At 72.5% G+C, this 2,921-nt stretch carries 4 protein-coding genes; all 4 read left to right on the top strand.

All coding sequences use genetic code 11. The features are described 5' to 3' along the window. Positions 1 to 1,248, top strand: a 1,248-nt coding sequence (locus KBX39_RS27795; RefSeq protein WP_210873335.1) for a His/Gly/Thr/Pro-type tRNA ligase C-terminal domain-containing protein, incomplete at its 5' end; no start/stop codon positions are given. A gap of 54 nt (positions 1,249 to 1,302) precedes the next feature. Further along, a complete protein-coding gene (locus KBX39_RS27790; RefSeq protein ID WP_030499538.1) occupies positions 1,303 to 1,722 on the top strand; it encodes a CBS domain-containing protein in 420 nt (139 codons plus the stop codon). 78 nt (positions 1,723 to 1,800) lie between these two features. Then, the gene (locus KBX39_RS27785) at positions 1,801 to 2,226 is read left to right on the top strand and encodes a SufE family protein (RefSeq protein WP_043327656.1); all 426 of its coding nucleotides are present in this window, start codon (positions 1,801 to 1,803) and stop codon (positions 2,224 to 2,226) included. Between the two features lie 20 nt (positions 2,227 to 2,246). Then, entirely contained in the window at positions 2,247 to 2,879 is a 633-nt protein-coding gene (locus tag KBX39_RS27780) for a DsbA family protein (RefSeq protein WP_064448019.1), read from the top strand. Positions 2,880 to 2,921 lie beyond the last annotated feature (42 nt).

Genomic DNA, 2,921 nt, shown 5'->3' with positions numbered 1-2,921 from the left:
GCGTACGACAGGCACCGGGCCGCCTACGAGCGCGTCTTCACCCGGCTCGGGCTGGACTTCACCACTGTCCACGCGATGTCCGGCGCGATGGGTGGGTCCGCGTCGGAGGAGTTCCTGGCCGCCACGCCGGTCGGTGAGGACACGTTCGTCGGCTGCACCGCCTGCGACTACGCGGCGAACACCGAGGCGGTGGTGACCCGCGCCCCGGCCGCCGGTGACCCGGACGCGCACCCGCCCGCCCAGACGCACGACACCCCGGAGACGCCCACCATCGCGGCGCTGGTCGAGCTGGCCGAGGCCCGCAAGCTGGGCGGGCGCACCGGCTGGACCGCCGCCGACACGTTGAAGAACGTGGTCCTCACCGTCCGCAGGCCCGGTGCCGAGCAGGCTGAACCGCTGGTCATCGGCCTGCCCGGCGACCGCGAGGTGGACCTGAAGCGGGTCGAGGCGGTGCTGGCCCCCGCCACGGTGGCGGTCTTCGAGGACTGGGACGCCCACCCGGAGCTGGTCCGCGGCTACATCGGGCCGCAGATCCTGGCCAAGCACGGCATCCGCTACCTGGTCGATCCCCGCGTGGTGCCCGGCACCGCCTGGCTGACCGGCGCGAACGAGCCGGGCCGGCACGCCACCGACGTGGTCTGCGGGCGCGACTTCGTACCGGACGGCACGATCGAGGCGGCCGAGGTGCGGCCCGGCGACCCCTGCCCGGCCTGCGACGCCGGTGAGCTGACCATCCGGCGGGGCATCGAGGTCGGGCACATCTTCCAGCTCGGACGCCGGTACACCGACGCGTTCGCGGTCGACGTGCTCGGCCCGGAGGGCAAGCCGGTCCGGCCCACGATGGGCTGCTACGGCATCGGCGTGTCCCGGGCGGTCGCCGCGGTGGCCGAGCAGCACCACGACGACCGGGGGCTGGTCTGGCCCGCGGCTGTCGCGCCGTGCGACGTACACCTGGTCGCCGCCGGGAAGGGGCCGCAACTCGACGCGGCGCTCGACCTCGGCGGGCGCCTCGCCGCCGCCGGCCTGCGGGTGCTGGTCGACGACCGCACGCACGTGTCCGCCGGGGTGAAGTTCACCGACGCCGAGCTGATCGGCATTCCGCGCGCCGTCGTGGTCGGCCGCCGTCTCGCCGACGGGTACGTGGAACTACGTGACCGGGCCACCGGTGAAGGGGCCGTGGTGCCGGTGGAGGACATCGTGGAGCGTCTGCGCGACGTGGTGGGCGCGACGCGCCACGACGGGGTGTAGCGAACGCGGTACCGGGTACCGCATACGGATCGACCGAGGTGTTCGGAGGCTCTCATGTACCGCGTCAGTGACGTGATGACCAGGCAGGTGATCTACCTCCCGGCGGAGACCCCGCTGGACGAGGCGGCCCGGGTGATGAAGGAGTCGGACATCGGCGACGTGGTGGTGACCGACGGCGCCACGCTCGCCGGCATGCTGACCGACCGCGACATCGTGGTGCGGGCGGTGGCCGAACGCGCCGACCCGGGCACCACCACGATCGGCTCGATCATCACCCGTGAGGTGGTCATGATCGAGCAGCACTGCACGGCGAACGAGGCGGCGGCGCTGATGCGCGAGCGCAACATCCGGCGCGTGCTGGTCTGCGACAGCGACCGCAAGCTCGTCGGCATCGTCTCCCTCGGTGACCTCGCCATGCAGCTCGACCCCCAGTCGGCGCTCAGCGACATCAGCGAGGCCGCGCCGAACGCGTGAGAGCGGGCCCGCTCGCGTGACGCGGGGCACCGCCACCGCCGTCGCATGACGGCGCGCGGCGGCGGATAGCCTCGACCCATGCCCGAGATGCCGACGAAGCTGGCCGAGATCGTGGACGAGTTCGCCGCCGCACCGCGCGACGTCGTGCTGGAGATGCTGCTGGAGTTCGCCGACGTGATCCCGCCCCTGCCCGAGGGTGTGAACCGGGAGGAGCTGGAGCAGGTCCCCGAGTGCCAGACCGCGTTCTTCCTGCGCGCCGAGGTGAACGCGAACAAGACGGTCAGCACCGTCTTCGACTGCCCGCCGGAGGCGCCCACCACCCGGGCGTTCGCCGGCATCCTCGCCGAAGGGTTGGCCGGGGCGAGCGCCGAGGAGGTGCTGGCCGTGCCGGACGATCTCTACCAGCGGATGGGCCTGGCGCAGGCGATCAGCCCGCTGCGCGTACGCGGCGGCACCGCCATCCTGGCCCGGCTCAAGCGCCAGGTCCGGGAACAGATCTCCTGACCGGCGGGTTGTCGCTGGTCATGGACATCGAGATCTACGCCGACGTGGTCTGCCCCTGGTGCTGGATCGGCAAGCGCCGACTGGAACAGGCGCTGGAGTCGTACGACGGCGAGGTGAACGTCCGGTTCCGGCCGTTCCAGCTCGACCCGACGCCGGTCACCGAGCCGAAGCCGCTGCTGGAGGCGCTCGGCGACAAGTTCGGCGGACGGGACAAGGCCGAGGGCATGGCCGCGCACGTCACCGGCGTCGCCGCGGGCGCGGGCCTGGACCTGCGGTTCGACCGGGCGGTGGCGGCGAACACGTTCGACGCGCACCGGCTGGTGCGTTTCGCCGCCGAGCGCGACCGTTCCGCCGAGATGGTCGAGCGGCTCTACCGGGCGCACTTCCACGACGGCATCGACGTCGGATCGATCGACGCGCTGGTCACGCTGGCCGGCGAGGCCGGTCTGGACGAGACCGAGGCGCGGGAGTACCTGGAGTCGAACCTGGGCCGCCGGGAGGTCGCCGCCGACCTGAGCGCCGCGCACCAGCTCGGCGTCTCCAGCGTGCCGACGTTCGTGCTGGCCGGAAAGTACGCGGTCACCGGCGCGCAGGAGACGGAGACGCTGCTCGCCGCGTTGCGCGAGGTGGCGCAGCGCGAAGCGGCAGCCTGATGTTTCACGGGGCCCAAGATCGATGCGAAAGAGGACCTAGGC

The organism is Micromonospora sp. D75 (assembly GCF_018070405.1).
GTDB classification, from domain to species: Bacteria; Actinomycetota; Actinomycetes; order Mycobacteriales; family Micromonosporaceae; genus Micromonospora; species Micromonospora chalcea.
Note: the sequence above shows the minus strand (reverse complement) of the source record. Positions and strands in the feature narration are given on the sequence as shown.

Bases quoted from the DNA above. Each gene is read 5' to 3' on its own strand.
- KBX39_RS27790 (WP_030499538.1), top strand. From the start codon at position 1,303: ATGTACCGCGTCAGTGACGTGATGACCAGGCAGGTGATCTACCTCCCG.
- KBX39_RS27785 (WP_043327656.1), top strand. From the start codon at position 1,801: ATGCCCGAGATGCCGACGAAGCTGGCCGAGATCGTGGACGAGTTCGCC.
- KBX39_RS27780 (WP_064448019.1), top strand. From the start codon at position 2,247: ATGGACATCGAGATCTACGCCGACGTGGTCTGCCCCTGGTGCTGGATC.